Origin of the sequence: Arthrobacter sp. HMWF013 (assembly GCF_003061105.1) — a bacterium.
Lineage (GTDB): Bacteria > Actinomycetota > Actinomycetes > Actinomycetales > Micrococcaceae > Arthrobacter.
Genome location: NZ_QAIQ01000352.1, coordinates 1 through 2847, shown reverse-complemented (window position 1 = coordinate 2847; position 2847 = coordinate 1). Strand labels below are relative to the sequence as shown.

The window sequence follows — 2847 nt, the reverse complement described above, 5'->3', positions numbered from 1 at the left end:
CAGCACCGCCGCGCCGAGGTGCTCCGGGGGCAGTTGCAGGCCGTCGAGGCGAGCGGGAACCAGGTGCTGCATGCGGCAGGAGCCATGGAATCGGCGCTTACCCTGCTGCGGATGGCTGTGGAGGAAGAACCCGAACTCGAACAGCTGGACCTGGGCGCGTTGGACGCTGACCGGTTGGGTGGAGCCATGACTGATGACGGTCCGGGCGTCATCGGGTCCCTTGACATTGCCGGTGACCTCAGCAGGCTCCGGTCGCTGCTTGCCGTGGTGGAAGCCAGGCTGCCGGACGAGGACCGCCTCGCGGAGCTTACCGCGCGGCGCCGTTCCCTGGTCACCAAGCAGCAGGAACTCTCACAATCGGAGCGCGAACGCGGCGATCTGCTGGAAAACCTGCGCTCGGAGCTCACGGGGCTGGCTGCCGGGCTCTTGCCTTTGGAGGAGCTGGCCTCGGCTGCGACGCTCCACGCCAAGGAAGCAGACGCCGCTGACGAACTTGTTGAGGTTGTCCGCCGGTACCGGGCTGCCCTGGCGTCCCAGGAGGTGGCAGCCGGCCGCCACTCCGCGGCCCGGGAAATCCAGCTGGAAAAGAAGCTCCGCTGGCTCGATCTTCGGGAGGAAAGACTCGCCAATGCCGCGGCGGAACTCGCCGCCCAGCTGGTTGAGGGGGAGTCCTGCCCCGTCTGCGGCAGCGAGGAGCATCCGGCTCCTGCCGAAGCGGCCGCCTCCGCGCTGGGGCTCGGCCAGGCCGAGGAAGTGGCCCAGCAGGACCACGAAGCAGCAGAGACCAAGCTGTTGGCGCTGGCCACTGCGCTTGGTGACGCCAACCAGCAGGTGGCCGTACTGGCCGGCCAAGGAGGGGCCACCCCCGAAGAAGAAGCGCTGCAGGCCGCTGATGTTGCCCGCAGCGCCGCCCGGGCGGCACAAACTGCAGTAAAACGTCTGGCAGACATCCGGAAAAAGATCGAGGCAAAAGAGGCCGGGATTACCGCGCTGGAGTCCCAGGCCCACGTCGCGGCGTCAGAACTTGCGCGGGTAACCGCTGCCATAGCAGAGGTTTCGGATCAGCTTTCGTCACTGGAGGAAGCACTCGCCGGCCTGCGGGGCGGGCACCGCAGCCTCGCCCTGAGGCTGCGGTCCCTGCAGAATGCCGCTGCCACCCTGGAGAAGACCCTGACGGCCCAGGCGCAACTGGAGAAAGCTGAGGCCCGGGCCCGTGAAGCCCGCAGCCAGCTGGAGAATGCGCTGCCGGAGGCGGGCTTTGGCTCGGCCGCGGATGCCCTCGCGCAGCTGCTTGCGGACACCGAGGCTGCTGCCCTGCGTGCTGAACTTCGTGCGGGGCAGGATGAGCAGGCCCGGATTGCTGAGCTCTTCGCCTCCGAAGAACTGGTGCTGGCACAGCAGGAAGCTCTGGCGGATCCGGCGGTGGATGAGGCTGAGGACGTCGCCAGGGAAGCGGAGCTGAAGGCCGCCGCTGACCGGGCCGCGCAGGAAGCCCGTGCCGCTGACCTCGCCGCTGCCATGGCCTCGCGCTGTGTTGAATCGCTGGCCACCATACGCAAGGAGTATGAACGGCTCGCCGGAACCGGGCGGGGGCCCAGGGAACACGCCCAGCTGCTGACCGCGCTGGCGGACACCGCGGCAGGCCGCGGAGAGAACACCTACCGAATGAGCCTGAACAGCTACGTCCTGGCGGCACGGCTGGAACAGGTAGCACTGGCGGCTTCGGAACGCCTTGTTGCCATGAGCGATGGACGTTACCTGCTGCAGCATTCCGATGCCAGGGCCGCACGCGGAGCTAAGTCCGGGCTGGGCCTGGAGGTGGTGGACCAATGGACCGGGCACCGGCGGGATACTTCGACCCTCTCCGGCGGCGAATCCTTCATGGCGTCCCTCTCCCTGGCGCTGGGACTGGCCGATGTTGTCCAGCAGGAGGCCGGCGGAATCCAGATCGAGACGCTCTTTGTGGACGAAGGCTTCGGCAGCCTGGATGAACAATCCCTGGAACAGGTGATGGACGCCCTTGAAGGGCTCCGTGACGGCGGGCGGGTGGTGGGCCTCGTCAGCCATGTCGGCGAGATGAAGCAGCGAATCGGCACCCAGCTCCAGGTCCTCAAGGGACGCAACGGCTCCACCCTCAGGATCTCCGACGCCGCGGAAACCCTCGTCTGACGGACGGTCCCGTTCCGCCCAGGACTGAAGATCGGCCATGGGGGAGACCGCACAGCGCGGGCGGTAGAAGGGCAGTCCGTGCAGCGGCAGGTGTCCAGGCAGGGCAACAGTCAGTGTCCGGATAGAATTGGATGGTTACCGGGTTACGCGCATCGGGAGGAGGGACGATGCGCACTACTGAACGAGCCCGGAAACTTGAATCCTCCTTTAGTGTCACTGAACCCTGCCTCGGACGCTATGTCTTCCACGGCAGCTCCCTCTGCCATGCCAGCGCCCTCCTCCACGGCAGCTTCTACTTCCCGTGGAGTTCCACCGCAGCCGGCGGCGCATCCGTCACCACATGAAGCCGCACCGTCGCACCACGAACCTCTGCGGTCCCGGCCCAAAGGGCGCTTCGCCAGCCTTCCACAACTGGCTGGACGCAGCTTCATTCCGCTGGGCCTGTTCGCCCGCTTGCCGCTTGCCATGCTTACCGTTGGCGCGCTGACCCTTATCACATCGACGACGGGTTCCTACGCCACAGGCGGGACTGCCGCCGGTGCGGTCGGCATCGGCTCGGCGCTTGGAGCGCCGGTCTTCGGCGCGCTCGCTGACCGATGGGGGCAGCGCCCTGTCCTCCTGGTTGCAGCCGCCCTCAACGCTGCATTTGTCTTGGCATTGATCGGCGCTGCCCCCATC

The 2847-nt window shown here is 67.1% G+C and carries 3 protein-coding genes; all 3 read left to right on the top strand.

What is annotated here, in order from left to right:
• Positions 1-2169, top strand: a 2169-nt coding sequence (locus DBR22_RS13275) for an SbcC/MukB-like Walker B domain-containing protein (protein WP_108599408.1), incomplete at its 5' end; no start/stop codon positions are given.
• A 167-nt stretch (positions 2170-2336) separates the two neighbouring features.
• On the top strand, positions 2337-2513 hold the full coding sequence (locus DBR22_RS23865; RefSeq protein ID WP_181365171.1) for a hypothetical protein: 177 nt from the start codon (positions 2337-2339) through the stop codon (positions 2511-2513).
• The coding region (locus DBR22_RS13270; protein WP_375134962.1) for an MFS transporter at positions 2434-2847 on the top strand (414 nt) is incomplete at its 3' end. The genes DBR22_RS23865 and DBR22_RS13270, both read left to right, overlap by 80 nt.

Coding starts and splice junctions, on each gene's coding strand:
- DBR22_RS23865 (WP_181365171.1), top strand. CDS start 2,337: ATGCGCACTACTGAACGAGCCCGGAAACTTGAATCCTCCTTTAGTGTC.